A 15,867-nucleotide genomic window follows, 5' to 3' on the forward strand; every position below is an offset into this window, starting at 1 on the left:
AAGTAGAGTTGAGCCTGTGATTGCCTGGAAAAATACCCCCCTGCCCGTCCTGCCCGGAAAATCGCCGGACCTGGTCCTCCACGACACCGCCCTGAACAGCACCGTTCCGGTGCGCACCGAGGGTGAGGCCAGCCTCTACGTCTGCGGCATCACCCCCTATGACGCCACCCACATGGGACACGCTTCAACCTACGTAGCGTTTGACCTGTTGAACCGGCAGTGGCGGGACGCAGGCAATACAGTCCGCTATGTGCAGAACGTCACCGATGTTGATGATCCGCTGCTCGAGCGTGCCACCGCCAAGGGTCTGGACTGGAGGGAACTGGCTCTCGAACAGACCCAGCTTTTCCGCGATGACATGGAAGCCCTGAACGTCCTGGCCCCGGACCACTACATCGGCGCCGTGGAAGCCGTTGACTGGATTGTGCCGGCAGTGGAGGACCTGCTCCGCCGCGGCCTCGCCTACCGTGTGCCCGGGGACGGCACCGAGCCCGACGGCGACGTGTACTTCTCCGTCGATGCGGCTTCGGAGCTTGGCCCGGAAGATCCAGCTGCCTGGCATCTCGGCAGTGTTTCCGGGCTGAACCCTGAGCAAATGCTCCCGATCTTCGCCGAACGCGGCGGTGACCCTCTGCGCGCGGGCAAGCGCAACGCGCTGGATCCGCTGCTCTGGCGTGTGAAGCGGACCGGCGAACCCTTCTGGGACGGGGCAACACTGGGGGAGGGACGCCCCGGCTGGCACATTGAGTGTTCAGTCATTGCCCAGCGCTTCCTGCCGGCTCCGTTCACCGTTCAGGCGGGAGGCTCGGATCTGGTCTTTCCGCACCATGAGATGAGCGCCGGCCACGCCTATGCCTGCAGCGGAAGCCCCCTCGCCCGCCATTATGCGCATGCCGGCATGGTGGGGCTGGACGGCGAGAAGATGAGCAAGTCACTCGGCAACCTGGTACTGGTTTCCCGGCTGCGGAGTCAGGGAACGGACCCGGCCGCCATCCGCGCGGTTCTGCTCAGCCACCACTACCGCACCGACTGGTTCTGGACGGACGGGCAGCTGGCCGGTGCCGAGCAGCGCCTTTCCCGCTGGCGCAGCGCCCTGCCCCGCACCAGCCGCACCCAGGCCGAGCAGATGCTCGCCGAGGTGCGCACGGCAATGGCCCGGGATCTGGATGCCCCTTCCGCTTTGGCCGCAGTCGATGCGTGGGCCGTTAGGGTCGCCGGGAATTCCCCTGAGGACACCTCGGCGGCTGAGGGTGCCGAACTGGCTGCGTCCACGCTGGACGCCCTGCTGGGGATTCGGCTCTAGGCGCCCGGCGGCGGGTTCCTAGTCGCGCCGGCGGCGTTTGAGGTAGCGCTCAAACTCGCGGGCAATGGACTCGCCGCTGGCCTCCGGAAGCTCCGCTGTGTCCTTTGCCTCTTCCAGCTGGCGCACATAGGCGGCAATTTCAGGATCCTCGGTGGCCAGTTCGTCGACGCCCCGCTCCCAGGCATCGGCTTCATCCGTGAGCAGCGCCGTGTCCAGGGGAGCCTGGAGCAGCTCCTCAATGCGGTGCAGCAGGGACAGCTGCGCCTTGGGTGAAGGGGAGTGCCCCACATAATGGGGCACTGCCGCCCACAGGGAGACAGCAGGTATATCGGCCAGTCCGGCCATTTCCGCCAGCACGCCCACGATCCCGATGGGTCCCTCATAGTGGGAGGACTCCACCTTGAGCTCCTCCTGCAGGTCGCTGTCTTCGCAGGTCACCGTTACGGGAATCGGGCGGGTGTGCGGAACATCGGCCAGCAGTGCGCCCGCAAGAAGAATGCAGTCAACGTCCAGTTCCTTGGCCAGCGCAATCAGCTCGGCGGTGTAGGCCCGCCACTTGTAGGACGGCTCAACACCGGAAACAAAGATCACGTCCAGGTTGCTGTTGGGAACCTCGGCCTTGGAAATGCGGGTGCTTGGCCATTTGATCCGTTTCCCGCCGGTGGACAGCCGCTCAATCACCGGCCGGGTGAACTGGAAATCGTAGTACTCATCAGCGTTCAGGCTGGCGATCTTCTCGCTTTGCCAAAACATGCTGAGGAACTTCACGGCGTCGCTGGCGGCCTCGCCGGCATCGTTCCAGCCTTCAAAGGCAGCCAGCATGACAGTGGTGCGCTCTTGGGAGCCGCCGTAAAAGTCCTGGAGGCCTATGGGCGGGGTTTCGTCGGTATTGCTCACAGACTCACCATATGTCCGGCACGCTGTGTTGTCAGGACCGCAGACATCCCTTCGCCGAGAGCAAAGTAAACCCGTCAGCCCCGGCCCCTTAGACTGGGATGCATGTCTTCTTCTGTTCCCCATGACCTGCAGATTGATCCCCGGTACGCCCCGCTCCAAGCGGTGCTGTGGGATATGGACGGCACGATCGTGGACACGGAACCGTATTGGATCCAGGCGGAAAAGGATCTCGTGGCAGAGTACGGCGGCTCATGGACGGATTCTGACGCCGAATCCATGGTCGGCCAGGCCTTGACCTACGGCGCCGGGCTGCTGCAGAACGCCGGAGTTCCGCTGACGGTGCGTGAAATCATCGACCGTCTGATTTCCCAGGTGACGGAGAACGTCAGCAACCGGATTCCCTGGCGTCCCGGTGCCCGCGAACTGCTGGCCGAACTTCGCGAGAACGGAGTCCCGTGCGTCCTGGTGACCATGTCGGAGCCCGTCCTGGCCAATGCGATTTGCCGTCAGCTGCCGGCCGGGACCTTCGAGTTCCTGGTTACCGGTGACATGGTCCAGCGGGGAAAGCCCCATCCGGAGCCCTACGAGCTGGCCTTCGACCGGCTTCGCGGGCTGGTCCCGGATCTGGTGAAGGACCGTGTGGTGGCGATTGAGGACTCCCTTCCGGGAGTCACCTCCGCCACCGCAGCGGGACTGGTAACGCTTGGTGTTCCCCATTTCCTTCCCCTGCCTCCGGCCGGGGACCGGCATGAATGGGAAACCCTGGCCGGCCGGTCAGCTGCGGATCTGGCATCGCTGGTGACCTCGACCCCGGCAGGGGCAACGCGTTGAGCACTACCCCCGGAGCCGAGACGCCGGCGCCCGCGCGCAACGGGATACCGCTGGGGCGGATCGCCGGTGTACCCATCTATCTGGCCTACTCCTGGTTCATTATCGCCGCCTTCATCGTGGTGTTCTTCGGCCCCCTGGTCCGGCGCAGCTTTCCGTATCTTGGGGCCGGCGCCTACGGCGTTGCTTTGGGATACGCCCTGCTGCTCCTGGTTTCCGTTCTCATTCACGAACTGGCCCATGCCCTCCTTGCCCGGAAATACCGCTGGCCAACCGCAAAGATCGTCCTGACACTGTGGGGCGGGCATACCCAGTTCGGAAGCGTGCAGACAACGCCCGGCCGGTCCCTGCTGGTGGCCCTGGCCGGACCCGCCGCCAACTTCGTGCTGGCCGGTGCCGGCTGGCTTCTCCTGTTTGCGGTGCCGCTGAATCCCGTGGCGGCGCTGCTGGCCCAGATCTTCGTGTGGGCAAACCTGCTGGTGGCCGTCTTCAATATCCTGCCCGGTCTTCCCCTGGACGGCGGCCGGATCGTGGAGTCTGCGGTGTGGAAAGCCACCGGGTCCCAGGACCGGGGTACCGTAGCCGCCGGCTACGCCGGACGCATCATCGCAGTCCTGCTGGCTGCCGCCGTCGTCGTTCCGCCCTACCTGCGCGGAGAAGCCCCTGACCTGCAGCTGATCCTGCTCACCGCCCTGATTTCTTCCTTCCTGTGGATGGGTGCCGGAGCGAGCATCCAAAACGCGCGCGTACGGCTGCGGCTGCCCGGGGTCAGCGCAGGCGCGCTGATGAGCCCTGCTGTTTCCCTTCCCACCGGCTCGACTGTGGCCGGCGCCAGGACGCTGCTGGCAGCGAACCCGCAGGCGGCGCTGGTGATCACCGCCGTTACCGGCCAGCCCTGGGCAGTCGCCGACCGCGGAGCACTCGCGCTGGTCCCGGACAACCTGGCGGCGGCCACTCCGGTGGACGCCGCAGCCCGCCCCCTGGCTCCGGGAGCCTATGTTCCCGTGGTCGCCGCCGGTTCAGAACTGGTGGAATACCTCGCTAAACTTCATGGCAGTGAATACGCCGTCATAGATCATGACGGCTCCGTCATCGGGCTACTGACCCAGGCTGCTGTCCTGGACGCCATGACGGCCAGGCCGGGGCGGCGGCAGCGTCCGCCGGCCTCCCCGCGGTAGATTTCCGCCCCTTCTTTCCACACCAGCAACACCCGATCCAAAGGAACGTTACCCATGAACTCGGAAACTCCGGGCCAGACTGCCGCAACAGCGCCCCATGGCGCCGACAACCGCCGGGGGCCGCTGCGTCCGGGGGAGCGCGTCCAGCTCACGGACGAAAAGGGCCGGCACAGCACCATCACCCTGACTGTTGGCGGTGCATTCCATACCCACCGCGGATTCCTGCCGCATGACAGCATTATCGGCAATTCCGAAGGCACCATCGTCACCAACACCACGGGGCAGCAGTACCAGGTGCTGCGCCCCCTGCTGTCCGACTTTGTCCTCTCGATGCCCCGCGGCGCCGCAGTGGTTTATCCCAAGGACGCCGGCCAGATTGTCACCATGGCGGACATCTTTCCCGGTGCCCGCGTGGTGGAGGCCGGCGTGGGCTCCGGAGCCCTGAGCATTTCACTGCTGCGTGCCGTGGGAGATCACGGTTCGCTGCATTCCTTTGAACGCCGCGAAGAGTTCGCGGACATTGCCCGGGGGAACGTGGAAACCTTCTTCGGCGGACCGCACCCCGCCTGGAACATCACCCTGGGTGACTTCCAGGAAGAGGTTGTCCGTACGGAGGAACCCGGCAGCGTGGACCGGGTGGTCCTTGACATGCTGGCTCCGTGGGAATGCACCGACGCCGTAGCCACCGTCCTGGCGCCCGGAGGCGTCTGGATCTCCTACGTCGCCACCGTCACGCAGCTGTCCCGCACCGCCGAGGCAATCCGTGCCGACGGCAGGTTCACCGAGCCCGACGGCTGGGAATCCATGGTTCGCGGCTGGCACCTGGAAGGCCTGGCCGTTCGTCCGGACCACCGCATGGTGGCGCACACCGGTTTCCTCCTGACCGCCCGCCGCCTGGCGGAAGGCGCCACCGGCCTGGTACCCAAGCGGCGCGCTTCCAAGACCAACTTCAGCGAAGAGGACATGAACGCCTGGACTCCGGCAGCCGTAGGGGAACGCGAAGTCTCGGCGCACAAGCTGCGCCGTGCCGCCCGTGACGCCAGCTCGAAGGTGCAGCGCGGTGCCCTGGAGAACGCTGAAAAGTACAACGCGGATCAGGACGTTACGCCGGAAACGCCCTAGCCGCAATCGGGTTGGCGGATAACTGCCGGCCCGGCAAAACAAGAGGTGCCAACCCGTGTTTTGCCTTCGTTGCTGGGTTATCGTCAAGGCTAGAGTCCCTGCGCAACGTGAAGGTGGTCGCAAACATGGCTGGAGCAGATAGCAACGTTGAATCCGGGGCTGAAGACCCGCGCGGATACCTTCGCGGAACAACCGGCCCCGGAGCCGACGCCCAGCAGACAGCCGTGCTGCGGGAGAAGCTGCGGAACGTGGACCGGCAGCTGGCAGCCCTCACCCACAACAACTCCCGCCTGGTGGCGATGCTGGAGACGGCAAAAGCGGAGATCATCCGGCTGAAGGATGCCCTCGAGAACGAGGGAGCCACGCCCTTCAGCTTCGCGACCGTCCTGTCCGTAAACCACCGGGCACCGGCGAGCAGGGGCAAAACAACAACTGCGGCGGTGCAGGACAGTCTGGACATCATTCAGTCCGGACGCAAGCTTCGCGTTTCGGTCAGCCCGCTGCTGGACATGGCACAGATTGTTCCCGGGCAGGAAGTGCTCCTGAACGAATCACTGGTGGCCGTTGCATCGCTCGGATTCGAGCGCAGCGGCGAGCTGTTCACAGTGAAGGAACTGCTGGGCAGTGACCGCTGCCTGGTCGTTGGCCGGGCCGACGACGAACGGGTGGTGCGCCTCAACGGTCCGCTGATGGCCGAAAGGGTTCGGGTGGGAGACGCTCTCACCGTCGATACCCGGATCGGCTACGCCCTGGAGAAGATCCCCCGCAGCGAGGTGGAGAACCTTGTACTGGAAGAAGTTCCGGACATCTCCTACTCGGACATCGGTGGCCTGGGGCCGCAGATTGAACAGATCCGCGACGCCGTCGAGCTGCCGTTCCTGCACCCGGACCTGTACCGGGAGCACGGGCTCAAGGCGCCGAAGGGCATCCTGCTGTACGGCCCTCCCGGCTGCGGCAAAACCCTGATTGCCAAGGCGGTGGCCCACTCCCTGGCCGCCCGGGTGATGGAGCAGACCGGATCCCTGGGAACCCGAAGTTATTTCCTGAACATCAAGGGTCCGGAGCTGCTGGACAAGTACGTGGGGGAGACCGAGCGGCACATCCGGCTCATTTTCGCCCGCGCCCGTGAAAAGGCCTCCGGCGGAAGCCCCGTGGTGGTGTTCTTCGATGAGATGGACTCACTCTTCCGGACCCGCGGCACCGGAATCTCCTCCGACGTCGAAACCACCATCGTTCCCCAGCTGCTCTCGGAGATCGACGGCGTGGAGAAGCTGGAGAACGTCATTGTCATCGGCGCCTCCAACCGGGAGGACATGATCGATCCTGCCATCCTGCGCCCGGGACGGCTGGACGTGAAGATCAAGATTCTGCGGCCTGATGCTGAGGGCGCTGCGGAGATTTTCGCCAAGTACCTGACGCCCGATCTGCCCCTGCACCGGGACGACCTCGCCGAAAACGGGTACGACCCGGAGATGACGGTCCGGGAAATGATTCGCCGGACCGTGGAAAAGATGTACGCGGAGGACAAGTCCAACGAATACCTGGAAGTCACCTATGCCAACGGTGACACCGAGATGCTCTACTTCAAGGACTTCAACTCCGGCGCCGTCATCCAAAACGTTGTGGACCGGGCCAAGAAGTATGCCATCAAGGACCTGCTGACACTGCACCAGCGGGGCCTGCGGATTGACCATCTGATGCGGGCAGTGGTGGATGAATTCCGCGAGCACGAGGACATGCCCAACACCACCAATCCGGACGACTGGGCACGTATTTCCGGCAAGAAAGGCGAGCGCATCACTTACATCCGCACCATCATCCAGGGTAAAGCCGGCCAGGAACCCGGACGCACCATCGAAACAGCAGCCAACCCCGGGCAGTATCTGTGAGCGTGCGCCGTGTCACGGGCACCGAAACCGAGTACGGTGTGCTGGCGCCCGGAATGCCCGCGGCCAACGCCACCGTCCTGTCCAGCCAGATCGTCAACGCGTATGCAGCGTCGCGCCGGAGCGGAGCGGGAAACTTCGGCGGCACCCGGTGGGATTACACGGATGAGGCGCCGCTGAATGACGCCAGGGGGTTCGCGGTGCCCCGGACGGCGGCGGATCCCACGCAGCTGACCGATGTTCCGCCGGTCCTGGACGCTGAACAGATTGCCCTGGAGGGCGGCGGGCCGGCCGCCCTCTACGGTGAACAGACCACTGACAATCCGGTGCTGATGAACATGGTTCTGGCCAACGGTGCACGTCTCTACGTTGACCACGCGCATCCGGAGTACTCCTCTCCGGAAGTCACCACCCCGCGGGATGCCGTCCTTTGGGACAAAGCCGGGGACGCCGTCGTGCTGGCTGCGGTGCGCTACATTGCGGCCGCTCCCGGGTTCTCGCCCGTGAACCTGTACAAGAACAACACTGACAGCAAGGGGGCCTCCTACGGCTCCCACGAGAACTACTTGGTTCCGCGCAGTGTTCCGTTCACCGACCTGGTCCGCGGCCTGGTGCCCTTCTTTGTCAGCCGGCAGGTCATCGTCGGGTCCGGCCGGGTGGGGATAGGGACCAGCAACCAGCGCCAGGGCTACCAGCTGAGCCAGCGGGCGGATTTCTTCGAGGCCGAAGTGGGCCTGGAAACCACCATCCGGCGTCCCATTGTGAACACCCGGGATGAACCTCATGCCGTCGCGGAAAAGTACCGGCGGCTGCACGTCATTATCGGAGACGCCAACCTCAGCGAGGTATCCACCCTCCTGAAAGTGGGAACCACCTCCATTGTCCTGTCCATGATCGAGGCAGGCAGCGCGCCGCTGGTGGAGCTGCGGGACCCGGTGGGGGCGCTGCAGGCCATTAGTCATGATCCAACCCTGCAGCGGCTGGTGGAACTCAAAGACGGGCGGAAGGTCTCCGGCCTTGATCTCCAGGAGATCTACTTGGAGGCCGCTGCCCGGCACTGCCGCAGCACAGGGACGGACCCGGACACGGAGGACGTCCTGACCCGCTGGACATCCCTGGTGGGAACACTCAAGCGGGATCCCATGGAGGCCGCTGCTTCCGTGGACTGGGTGGCGAAACTTAAACTGCTCCAGGCATACCGCACCCGGGACTCCCTCGCCTGGTCCGATGCCCGGCTGCATCTGGTGGATTTGCAGTACTCGGACATCCGTCCGGAAAAGGGGCTCTACTACCGGCTCGCCGCCCGCGGCCACATGGAGCGCATCGTGACGGATGCCGAGATTGCGCGGGCCGTCAATGAGCCGCCGGATGACACCCGGGCCTATTTCCGCGGCAACTGCGTCAGCCGCTTCCCTGAGCAGGTGGTCGGGGCAAGCTGGGATTCGATCATCTTTGAGCTCCCCTCACGCCGCCGCCTGCAGCGCATCCCCACGCGTGAACCCCTCAAGGGAACCCGCGCCCTTACGGGTGAATTATTCGAAGCTTCAGTGGATGCGGAGGACTTTGTCACTCGACTCCTGTCCGGCCCGGAACATAGCGTGGCACCATAGGCACTAGCAGTTGGGGTTCCGATGGTCAGGACCCGTCACAGGGCCGGACTCCGGCCAAGGAAGGCAGGCATCATGGCAGCCCAGGACCGCAGGAACACCGAAGGACGCACCGGGGAAGAGGAAGTGGAAGAGACGCCTCTCCCCGAGGCCGGCCCTGAAGCGGGCGCGTCAGCGCAGACCGAAGGCGTGGACGACCTTCTGGATGAAATTGACGGCGTGTTGGAAAACAACGCCGAGGAATTTGTTCGGGGTTTCATCCAGAAGGGCGGACAGTAGCGGATGACCCATCAGGACCCCGCGTCAGCGGTCAACGGGGCGGCTCCGCCGTCCTTCAGCGATCATCTTGCCCGACACCACCCCGAGCTTCTGCCGTCAGCGCGGCGGCTGGGGCCGGCTTCTGCCACAGCCGCGTCCGCGGCGGCGCCGCAGGCCACCACCATAGTGGCCCTCACCTATGCCGGCGGGGTGCTGATGGCCGGTGACCGGCGGGCAACCATGGGGAACATGATTGCCAGCCGCCACATCAAGAAGGTCTTCCCGGCTGATAACTACTCAGTGGTCGGCATTGCCGGAACAGCCGGACTGGCCATCGACATGATCCGCCTGTTCCAGGTTGAGCTGGAGCACTACGACAAAATCGAAGGGACGCCCATGAGCCTGGACGGCAAGTCCAACCGGCTCGCGGCCATGGTGCGCTCCAACCTCCCGCTGGCACTCCAGGGGCTTGCGGTGGTGCCGCTGTTTGCCGGCTATGACACCGAACGCCACCTCGGCCGGCTCTTCTCCTACGACGTCACGGGCGGACGCTACGAGGAGTACGAACACCACAGCGTGGGCTCGGGATCGGTCTTTGCTCGCGGAGCGCTCAAAAAGCTTTGGAAACCGGGGCTGGATGAGGAGAGCGCGGTAGCCGTGGCAGTGGAATCCCTCTACGACGCGGCCGACGACGACTCCGCCACCGGCGGCCCGGACCTGGTACGGCAGCTGTGGCCTGTGGTCTATGTGGTCAACAGCGCCGGTGCCAGGGAAATCCCGGAGCGGGAACTGCACATGATGGCCCAGGAACTGGTTAACCGCCGGTCCGCAGCAGGATTGGAGGGCTGACCATGACACAGCAGTTCTATGTTTCTCCCGAGCAGCTGATGAAGGACCGGGCGGATTTCGCCCGCAAAGGCATCGCCAGGGGACGCTCGGTAGTGGTGCTGACCTGCCGCGACGGCATCGCGCTGGTTGCCGAGAATCCCTCGCCGTCGCTGCATAAACTCGGGGAGATCTATGACCGGATAGGTTTCGCCGCAGTGGGCAAGTACAACGAGTTTGAGAGCCTGCGCCAGGCCGGCGTCCGCTACGCCGATGTACGCGGCTACTCCTACTCCCGCGAAGACGTTTCTGCCCGCGGGCTGGCCAGCGTCTATGCGCAGAGCCTCGGATCCGTCTTCACGACGGAGGGAAAGCCGTTCGAAGTGGAACTGGCCGTGGCCGAAGTGGGCTCCGAACCGTATCAGGACCATTTGTACCGCCTCACATTCGACGGTTCGATTGCCGATGAAAGCAACTATGTGGTCATGGGCGGCCAGGCGGACGTCGTTAACGAAGCGCTGGCCCGGTCCTGGAACCAGGACACAGGCTTCCCCGACGCCATCCGCACGGCCGTTGGTGCCCTCTCCGCTACCCGCGCGCCCGCGGAGCCGTCGGGTACCGCCAACGGCTCCTCCGGTTACGGCAACCCCGGCAATGCTGCCGACGGCGCGGGATCTGCCGCGGAACGGCTCGGGGCGGGGCTGCTGGAAGTAGCGGTCCTGGATCGGAATCCACTGTCTTCACGGGGTACGGTGCGGGCATTCCGGAGAATCAACACCGTAGAGCTGGACCGTTTGCTGTCCGGCCCGGAGGGAGACTGATGGACCGCAGGATCTTTGGGATTGAAACCGAGTTTGGGATTGCCTACTCGGACCCCGACTCCCGTCCGCTCTCGCCCGAGGAGGTGGCACGCTACCTGTTTCGGAAGGTCGTCAGCTGGGGACGCTCCTCCAACGTCTTCCTGACCAACGGCTCCAGGCTCTACCTCGATGTCGGATCCCACCCGGAGTACGCCACCGCCGAATGCGATGACCTGGCCCAGCTCGTGGCGCATGACCGCGCCGGTGAACTGATCCTGGATGACCTTGTCGACGAGGCAGAAGACCGGCTGCGGGCCGAGGGGTTCAACGGCAGCGTCTATTTGTTCAAGAACAACACCGACTCTGCGGGAAACTCCTACGGAAGCCACGAGAACTACCTGATCCCGCGCCGGCTGGAATTCTCCCGCCTGGCGGACATCCTCATTCCGTTTCTGGTCACCCGGCAGCTGCTGGTCGGCGCGGGCAAAGTACTTAAGACGCAGTCCGGCTCCCTGTACGCCTTCTCCCAGCGCGCGGACCACATCTGGGAGGGTGTGTCCTCCGCAACCACCCGGTCCCGACCCATCATCAACACCCGCGACGAGCCGCACGCCGACGCCGAGCACTACCGCCGGCTGCACGTCATCGCGGGGGACTCCAACATGTCCGAGACCACCACCCTGCTGAAGGTTGGTTCCGTGGACCTGATGCTGCGCGTCATCGAAGCCGGAACGGTGATGCGCGATTTGCGGCTGGAGAATCCCATCCGCAGCATCCGGGAGATATCCCATGACCTGACCGGCTCAATGCCGCTGAAGCTCGCTAACGGGTCCACCATGACCGCCCTCGAGCTGCAGCGCGTTTTCCTGGCCAAGGCACAGGACTTTGTGGCCGCCAACGGGGCCCACAACCGCCACGTCCCCCGGGTGCTTGACCTGTGGGAACGGACCCTGGATGCCATCGAGGCGCAGGACACCTCGGGCATTGACACTGAAATTGACTGGGCCATCAAGAAGAAACTTGTGGACCGGTACGCGGAGCGCGACTCGCTGGAACTGAACTCTTCGCGGCTCGCACAGCTGGACCTGACCTACCATGACATTTCCCGGCGGCGCGGCCTCTTCTATTTGCTTCAGTCCCGAGGGGAAACAGCACGGGTGGTTGAGGACAGTGACATCAAGGAAGCGGTGGATATCCCGCCCCAAAGTACCCGCGCCAAGCTCCGCGGTGATTTTGTCCGCCGGGCCAAGGCAGCCAACCGTGACTTCACCGTTGACTGGGTGCACTTGAAGCTCAATGACCGGGCGCAGCAGACAGTCCTGTGCAAGGACCCGTTCGCTGCGGTGGATGAACGGGTGGAGTCGCTTCTGGCCACGCTCTGACGGCCGGGCTTTCCGTTGAGCACTACCTTGGAGCCGTCCGCACCGGACGGCTCCAAGGTAGTGCTCAGGGAGAAACGCTAGGCTTATCTCGACTGTCCGCGCCCAAAACCCGGTTCCGCCGGGAATCGCGGGCCCCATCTGTCCACCACTGAAAGAAGTAGTGTGCGAAAAGTACTAGCCGTAAGTTTGTCCGCCCTGCTCTTCCTGTCTGCCTGCGGCACAGAGGAAGAGGGCAAGTCCGCAGGCCAGGAGGGAGTCTTTGACTCCGTGAAGGTCAAGGTCGAGGATGCTGAGACCAAGCCGGAAGTGGAGTTCGACGCTCCGCTGGACATCACCGAAAGCGCCGCGAAGGTTGTCTACACGGGCGACGGCGAAGAAGTAGCCGACGGCCAGAGCATCACGTTCAAGTTTGTGGCCCTGAACGCCAACGATGCCAGTGTGGCGGGGGACACCTACTCGCAGGCCGCATCCACGCTGCCTGTCAACGACATGCTGAAGGAGCAGGACCCGGTTCTGTACGAGGTTTTGCTCGGAGCCAAGGTTGGCTCGCAGATTGCCTACGCCTTCCCCGAAGCCCAGGCCCAGGCCAGCGGCGCACAGGAGGGACAGGAGCAGCCCACCCAGGTTATGGTGCTCAGCGTGCTGAGCGCCCAGGACACCGTGCCGGTGCTGGAGAAGGATGAAGCAGCCGCCCGCAACGCCGACGGCACCCTGCTGATGGGCCAGGATGAAGTTGCTGCCCTCGAAAAGGACGGCAAGCTCCCCAAGGCGACCTTCGGTGAAGACGGGGTTCCCGCTGTGGAGATCCCCGAGGACGCTGTTGAACCTGAAAAGCTCGTCGTGAAGGTGCTCGAGGAAGGCGAAGGCGCTGCCCTGACCGAGACCAGCACCGTCAAGGCGAACTACCTCGGCGTAGGCCTGCGGGACGGCGAAACCTTTGACTCCAGCTATGAGCAGGGCGAGGCTGTGGAGTTCCCGCTGGACGGTGTTATCTCCGGCTGGACCTACGGACTGTCCGGCCAGAAGGCCGGCGCGAAGGTACTGCTGGTCATCCCGACCGAACTCGCCTACGGCGATCCCGCACAGCGCGGTCCGTCCGGCCCGCTGGTGTTTGTCGTGGACATCGAGGAAGTCAAGTAGCGTTAGAGCTGAACACAGCATCAACGCGGGAAACCGCCGCAGCGAGGAGCACCATGTCATTTGGAAAGCGTGAATACGACCGCCAGAAGCCGGAAATCGATTTTCCGGACCACGAAGCACCCACTGAGCTCCTGATCGAGGACATCGTGGTGGGCGACGGCCGCGAGGCCAAGGCCGGGGACACTGTCTCCACCCACTACGTGGGAGTTGCCTTCTCCACCGGTGAGGAATTCGATGCCTCGTGGAACCGCGGCACCCCCCTGGACTTCAAGGTGGGCGTTGGCCAGGTCATTCAGGGCTGGGACCAGGGCCTGCTGGGCATGAAGGTCGGCGGCCGGCGCCGGCTGGAAATCCCCGCGTCCATGGCATACGGAGACCGCGGCGCAGGTTCGGCCGTTGCACCCGGAGAGTCACTGATCTTCGTGGTTGACCTGCTGGGCGTCCGCTAATCCGGAACCCGTCCCGGGGCGGGCCGGCAGCTGCACTGCAGCTGCCGGCCCGCCTTTTTGGTCCCCGGACACCTGCTCCCGGAACCCGACAAGGTCCGCGCAGCCCGGACGGGCGCGGTAGATTGGCTTCCGTGTCCGCCAACAGAACCGAACGCCTCCTTAATCTCGTGATTGCCCTGCTGTCCACCCGCCGGGGTTTCACGAAACACGAACTCTTCGAAGAGATTGAGCTGTACAGCGAAGCGCCGTCCACCGCTGCCCGTGAAAAACTCTTCGACCGGGACAAGGCCTTCCTGCGCGAACAGGGTATTCCGGTGGAGTCCTACAGCGAGGAAATACTCTACGACCAGGACAATTCCGTCCGCCGGTACCGTATCCGCGCCGATCAGTACCGTCTGCCCGGAGTGCGTTTCACCCCTGAGGAATCTGCGGTCCTGGCCCTGGCCGCCGGCATGTGGGAACAGGCTTCCCTGGGTTCAGCGGCGGCACGGGCGCTGCGCAAGCTCCAGGCCCGCGGCGTGGAAGCCGAAGATGCTTCCGCCAGCGTGCTGCAGCCCCGGATCCGCACCAATGACCCCCATTTTGAGACGGTCTGGAAAGCCACAGTCACCCGTACACCGCTATCGTTTGGCTACCGCCCGGCGGACCGCATCCGCGGTTCCGGCGCAGCCCCGGCAAAGCCCGTCCGACGGCGCAGCACCGTACGCCATCTCCAGCCGTGGGGGATGGGCAGCCGGTTTGGCCACTGGTATGTCGTGGGATGGGACGTGGACCGCAAGGCCGAGCGGTTCTTCCGGCTGTCCCGCATGAGCGCCCCCGTGACGCTCGGCGAAGGCAGTTATGAGGTTCCTGAGAGCTTCAGCATTGATGTGTCCCTTGCCTCATTGGATACGGTCTTTGCCCCGGTGACAGCCATGGTCCGGGTTCGGGAGGGCACAGCGGCGGAACTGCGGCTGCGGCCCGGGGCGGAAGCCGCGCCCGCGGAGCAGCCCGGCTGGGAAGAGCTGATGCTGACGGTCCCGGACCTGGACGCGCTGGCAGCCGACACAGCGGCTCTGGGGGCCCGGGCCGTTGCCGTCCACCCGCCTGAATTCCGTTCTGCTGTAACCGAGCTCCTGGGCCAGGCACTGGAGGCGCAGACCAGGCCCGTAACGGCGTTCACCCTGGGCCGGCGTGCACCTGCGCCGGCAGCCAGTTCCACGGCCGCGCAGAGCCATCTCACCCGCCTGCTGGATCTGGTGCCTTATGTCCTGGGAAACCAGGGCGCCGACCTCGAGGAGACAGCCCGGCGCTTCGGCGTGAGTCCGGCCCAGCTCGCCGCGGACCTGAACCTTCTCTTCGTGAGCGGTCCGCGCCACTATCCCAACGGCCTCATGGACGTGAATTTCGAGAATGGACAGATTTTCATCGACAACGCCGATGATCTGTCCGAACCGGTCCGGCTGGGAATGGACGAAGCCGCAGCACTGATGGTGGGTCTGGACACGCTGGCGGCCCTGCCGGGGGTTGGCGACACTCCGGCGCTGGCCAGCGCCCTGGAAAAACTCAGCGAAGCAGCGGGGGAATCCGCACGGGCAGGCACTGCGGTGGCCGCGCGGCTGGCCGAGCCCACCGCCAACGCAGCGGTCCTGGAGACCCTGCAGCAGGCCATCACCGGCCACCGGCAGCTGGACATGCGGTATCTCGTTCCCAGCCGGGACGAACTAACAGACCGCACTGTGGATCCCCGCCGGCTCTTCTCTGTGAATGATCTTTGGTACCTGGAGGCATGGTGCCACCGTTCGGAGGGCGTGCGGAACTTCCGGGTGGACCGGATCCACCGCGTCACGGACAGCGGCCCGGCCTCCTGGCAGGGTCCCGCCGCGGATGCGGTTTTTCCGGCAGGTCTCTTCCGCCCGGGGGCCGAAGACACTCTGGTAACCCTGATCACCGACCCTTCCGCGGCTTGGGTGGAAAGCGCCTACGATGCCGTCCGGCGCGCCGACCTGTCACGGGGTCGCAGCGCTGTGGAACTGCGGGTGGGCAACACCCGGTGGATACCGGGCTTCATTGCCCGCCAGGGAGGCAGCGCAGCTGTTGCCGCACCCCCGGAACTGCGCAGTGAAACCGGAGACTGGCTGCGGGAAGCTCTGGAGAATTACGGTCCGGACCTGCCGGACAAGTAGCCCGTGAGCACCGTGAGGCCGGGAATG

Annotated in this window: 14 protein-coding genes; 13 read left to right on the forward strand and 1 reads right to left on the reverse strand. The window is 64.8% G+C overall.

What is annotated here, in order from left to right:
* Window positions 1–16: 16 nt before the first annotated feature.
* Window positions 17–1,303 carry a cysteine--1-D-myo-inosityl 2-amino-2-deoxy-alpha-D-glucopyranoside ligase gene (gene mshC / locus QMA10_RS00940; protein ID WP_290165245.1) on the forward strand — a complete coding sequence of 429 codons (1,287 nt, stop codon included), beginning with the start codon at window positions 17–19 and terminating at the stop codon, window positions 1,301–1,303.
* 18 nt (window positions 1,304–1,321) lie between these two features.
* On the opposite strand, the gene QMA10_RS00945 is transcribed toward mshC, so the two are convergent.
* Window positions 1,322–2,173, reverse strand: a complete 852-nt coding sequence (locus tag QMA10_RS00945) for a PAC2 family protein (protein WP_290165311.1) — start codon at window positions 2,171–2,173, stop codon at window positions 1,322–1,324.
* A gap of 129 nt (window positions 2,174–2,302) precedes the next feature.
* Between QMA10_RS00945 and QMA10_RS00950 the strand changes: the two genes are divergently transcribed.
* The 12 genes from QMA10_RS00950 (at window position 2,303) to QMA10_RS01005 (ending at window position 15,840) form a co-directional block, all read left to right on the forward strand.
* A complete protein-coding gene (locus tag QMA10_RS00950) occupies window positions 2,303–3,031 on the forward strand; it encodes an HAD family phosphatase (RefSeq protein ID WP_290165247.1) in 729 nt (242 codons plus the stop codon).
* The gene (locus QMA10_RS00955; protein ID WP_290165249.1) at window positions 3,028–4,206 is read left to right on the forward strand and encodes a site-2 protease family protein; all 1,179 of its coding nucleotides are present in this window, start codon (window positions 3,028–3,030) and stop codon (window positions 4,204–4,206) included. The genes QMA10_RS00950 and QMA10_RS00955 overlap by 4 nt, the downstream gene beginning before the upstream one ends.
* A gap of 54 nt (window positions 4,207–4,260) precedes the next feature.
* Window positions 4,261–5,328: a tRNA (adenine-N1)-methyltransferase gene (locus tag QMA10_RS00960; RefSeq protein WP_290165252.1), complete on the forward strand. Its 1,068-nt coding sequence runs from the start codon at window positions 4,261–4,263 to the stop codon at window positions 5,326–5,328.
* A gap of 224 nt (window positions 5,329–5,552) precedes the next feature.
* Entirely contained in the window at window positions 5,553–7,217 is a 1,665-nt protein-coding gene (arc, locus tag QMA10_RS00965; RefSeq protein WP_290165313.1) for a proteasome ATPase, read from the forward strand.
* Window positions 7,214–8,824, forward strand: coding sequence for a depupylase/deamidase Dop (gene dop / locus QMA10_RS00970; protein WP_290165254.1), 1,611 nt, complete (start codon window positions 7,214–7,216; stop codon window positions 8,822–8,824). The genes arc and dop overlap by 4 nt, the downstream gene beginning before the upstream one ends.
* Before the next feature lie 72 nt (window positions 8,825–8,896).
* Window positions 8,897–9,100 (forward strand): ubiquitin-like protein Pup, encoded by a 204-nt coding sequence (locus QMA10_RS00975; RefSeq protein WP_290165256.1) that lies wholly within the window; start codon window positions 8,897–8,899, stop codon window positions 9,098–9,100.
* Between the two features lie 3 nt (window positions 9,101–9,103).
* Complete coding sequence (gene prcB / locus QMA10_RS00980; RefSeq protein WP_290165258.1) at window positions 9,104–9,928, forward strand: proteasome subunit beta; 825 nt, start codon at window positions 9,104–9,106, stop codon at window positions 9,926–9,928.
* A 2-nt stretch (window positions 9,929–9,930) separates the two neighbouring features.
* Window positions 9,931–10,725, forward strand: a complete 795-nt coding sequence (prcA, locus tag QMA10_RS00985; RefSeq protein ID WP_290165260.1) for a proteasome subunit alpha — start codon at window positions 9,931–9,933, stop codon at window positions 10,723–10,725.
* Window positions 10,725–12,086: a Pup--protein ligase gene (pafA, locus tag QMA10_RS00990; protein ID WP_290165261.1), complete on the forward strand. Its 1,362-nt coding sequence runs from the start codon at window positions 10,725–10,727 to the stop codon at window positions 12,084–12,086. Before prcA ends, pafA begins: the two co-directional genes overlap by 1 nt.
* 162 nt (window positions 12,087–12,248) lie before the next feature.
* A complete protein-coding gene (locus tag QMA10_RS00995; RefSeq protein WP_290165263.1) occupies window positions 12,249–13,226 on the forward strand; it encodes an FKBP-type peptidyl-prolyl cis-trans isomerase in 978 nt (325 codons plus the stop codon).
* Window positions 13,227–13,279: 53 nt separating this feature from the next.
* Complete coding sequence (locus QMA10_RS01000; protein ID WP_227889790.1) at window positions 13,280–13,675, forward strand: FKBP-type peptidyl-prolyl cis-trans isomerase; 396 nt, start codon at window positions 13,280–13,282, stop codon at window positions 13,673–13,675.
* 131 nt (window positions 13,676–13,806) lie between these two features.
* The gene (locus QMA10_RS01005) at window positions 13,807–15,840 is read left to right on the forward strand and encodes a WYL domain-containing protein (protein WP_290165269.1); all 2,034 of its coding nucleotides are present in this window, start codon (window positions 13,807–13,809) and stop codon (window positions 15,838–15,840) included.
* Window positions 15,841–15,867 lie beyond the last annotated feature (27 nt).

Source organism: Arthrobacter sp. APC 3897 (genome assembly GCF_030407495.1).
Lineage (GTDB): Bacteria > Actinomycetota > Actinomycetes > Actinomycetales > Micrococcaceae > Arthrobacter_B.

Bases quoted from the DNA above. Each gene is read 5' to 3' on its own strand.
- prcB (WP_290165258.1), top strand. From the start codon at position 9,104: ATGACCCATCAGGACCCCGCGTCAGCGGTCAACGGGGCGGCTCCGCCG.
- pafA (WP_290165261.1), top strand. From the start codon at position 10,725: ATGGACCGCAGGATCTTTGGGATTGAAACCGAGTTTGGGATTGCCTAC.
- QMA10_RS00950 (WP_290165247.1), top strand. From the start codon at position 2,303: ATGTCTTCTTCTGTTCCCCATGACCTGCAGATTGATCCCCGGTACGCC.
- QMA10_RS00975 (WP_290165256.1), top strand. From the start codon at position 8,897: ATGGCAGCCCAGGACCGCAGGAACACCGAAGGACGCACCGGGGAAGAG.
- prcA (WP_290165260.1), top strand. From the start codon at position 9,931: ATGACACAGCAGTTCTATGTTTCTCCCGAGCAGCTGATGAAGGACCGG.
- QMA10_RS01000 (WP_227889790.1), top strand. From the start codon at position 13,280: ATGTCATTTGGAAAGCGTGAATACGACCGCCAGAAGCCGGAAATCGAT.
- QMA10_RS00960 (WP_290165252.1), top strand. From the start codon at position 4,261: ATGAACTCGGAAACTCCGGGCCAGACTGCCGCAACAGCGCCCCATGGC.